General features: G+C 28.0%; 3 protein-coding genes. All 3 read right to left on the minus strand.

Going from position 1 to position 2,268, the window contains the following annotated elements:
- Positions 1 to 53: 53 nt before the first annotated feature.
- Positions 54 to 869: a phosphocholine cytidylyltransferase family protein gene (locus tag V7149_RS26210; protein WP_335348482.1), complete on the minus strand. Its 816-nt coding sequence runs from the start codon at positions 867 to 869 to the stop codon at positions 54 to 56.
- 13 nt (positions 870 to 882) lie between these two features.
- Positions 883 to 1,566: a type 1 glutamine amidotransferase gene (locus tag V7149_RS26215; protein WP_335348483.1), complete on the minus strand. Its 684-nt coding sequence runs from the start codon at positions 1,564 to 1,566 to the stop codon at positions 883 to 885.
- On the minus strand, positions 1,550 to 2,268 hold a 719-nt coding region (locus tag V7149_RS26220), incomplete at its 5' end, for a PEP-utilizing enzyme (protein WP_335348484.1). The genes V7149_RS26215 and V7149_RS26220, both read right to left, overlap by 17 nt.

The raw sequence follows: 2,268 nt of genomic DNA on the forward strand, positions 1-2,268 counted from the left end.
TATTAATTAATCCGCATTTTAATTATTTATCAAAACTATACAAAATTAATATTCTAATGTTTCTTCATAGATATCATTAATTCTCTATTTTCTTTCACAGTTTGTGCGTTGTTGTATATCTTTTCTATGCTTTGATAATCTTCTACAGTATCAATTTCAATCCAATTACCATTTATAAAAATTGGACACACTTCATTTCCAGCATCTATAATATCCTGAATAAGATCTGTCATATAATAATTCTTATTTAATACATTCTCGATACTAACAATTTCATTTTTACTTTTTATTCCAAGAATCTTTTGAATATGTAAAACTAAGTTCTTTATGCCATTTCCTTGAAATTTCATTAAACCAATATATTGGCCTTGTATTTCTTTAAACGATTTAGAATTTTTTCCAATTTCTTCAATAAATCCTTTTTCATTGATTTTTAATGTTTCTAAATCATCTAAAGGATTCGAAAATCTCGATATCCAGTATTTTTTCCAATCGTTATCAATAACTACAGAAATATCTTGATCAGATTTTATTAATTGTTCAATTATATCGGTATCATAAATAATATCTCCATAAGATATTATTACTGAATCTAAATCAGCTATATCCTCCATAGCATACATAAGAGTAAACACCATATTCGTACAATGATAATACGGGTTATGCAAAGTACTCATCTTTAGATAATTTAACTCTTGCGAATGGTATCCAGTTAACAAAGTAATATCATTTATACCTGATTTCACCAATGTTTCAATTTGCCTTTCAATCAACGGTATCCCTGCCAAACTTACTTTACATTTTGGTAAATTCTCCGTATAGGGCCTTAATCTTTTCCCTTCTCCTGCTGCCAGTATAAAGGCTTTCAAATTTTCCACTCCTCTATTTAAAAAGATAATCAAATATATATTTATCTAATTTGGTAATTGTCTTTTCTCTTTCTGGGTGCCATTGTATACCTATAATCGGTAATTTTTTATGATAAAGTGCTTCTACTAAGATATTTGTTTTATATAAAACCTCTAAATCTTCTCCTAAATTCTCTATAAGAATTCCCTGGTTATGATAAGAATTGACGTTACACTCATAACATTCATTCCATTCATTAAAAATATTATTAACCATACTTATGGGATGACTTTGAATGATATGGTTTTCACCAATTGATTTAAGATCTTGCTCAATTTTCCCGCCGAAAAAAACATTTAACATCTGCATTCCACGGCAAACACCTAAGATAGGTATATTTTGTTCTATTCCATAATTAATTAATCCTATTTCTGTTTTGTCCCTTTCAAAAGAAACATTTTTTGAAATTGAAGGGTTTCCTCCATATAGCACTGGCGAAATATCATTTCCTCCAGATAAAATAATTCCTTGAATGTCAAAGCTATTTAAGAAATCATTTAATCTTTCTAATTTATTAGGAACAATCAAAGGGATTATGTTTAAATGTTCAAATAGAGTTGTCCATTCTTGATCCAAGCAATCTCTAGTTTCATTATAGTTAAATGAATTAGAAACTCTTTGTGAGATAGCTATAAGCTTTTTACTGTACTTTAACATAGCCTACACCACAATTTAATTCAGCTAATTTTGAGCTTACTACTTTAGTATAAATTACCTCACCGCAACCAATTGCTGCAGGAATATTAAATTCAGTACATCTAATAGCCATATGAGAATTAGCACCACCATATTTAGTTATTAGTCCAACAATAGAGTGAGTAAATATCCAGTCATATCCAGGATCAGCACATTCTATTACTACTATTTTATTATCTAAATTTGTATTTTGAAAATCTCCATTTAATACTATTATTTCTCCTGTTATTGACTTATTAGTTACATAATTTGGCTGATCCTCATTAATAATAAATACAACAATATCTTTTTCAGTTGTAATTATAGGAGGCAGTTTTGTAAATTCTGTTATTCCATACTGTTCCTTACCAATTGTCACTTGACGTTGAAGCTCATTTTTCACATTTATTAATTCGGATTTATTAGCTAGACCTAAAATGGATTCAACTCTTATAAAAGCTAAATCCTCTCTACAAATCTCCAAATTAGATCCATAATCATTAATTAAAGACAATACATCACTAAGGTTTTTAGTAAACTCAAACTTTGCTTCTTCTCTTGCACTTATACTTGTACGAATAAATTCAATTAATTCATCAACATTAAAATCGAATTGAAATTCTTCAATTAGAGATTGTATTTTAATATATTGTTCAGCTGAAAGCTGAAGACTATTTTTTATTT

This window comes from Bacillus sp. JJ1503 (assembly GCF_036965125.1).
In the GTDB taxonomy this organism is placed as follows: Bacteria; Bacillota; Bacilli; order Bacillales; family Cytobacillaceae; genus Cytobacillus.

What these genes read in the sequence shown, in the direction of transcription:
- V7149_RS26215 (WP_335348483.1), bottom strand. Translation starts at nt 1,566, where the DNA reads ATGTTAAAGTACAGTAAAAAGCTTATAGCTATCTCACAAAGAGTTTCT.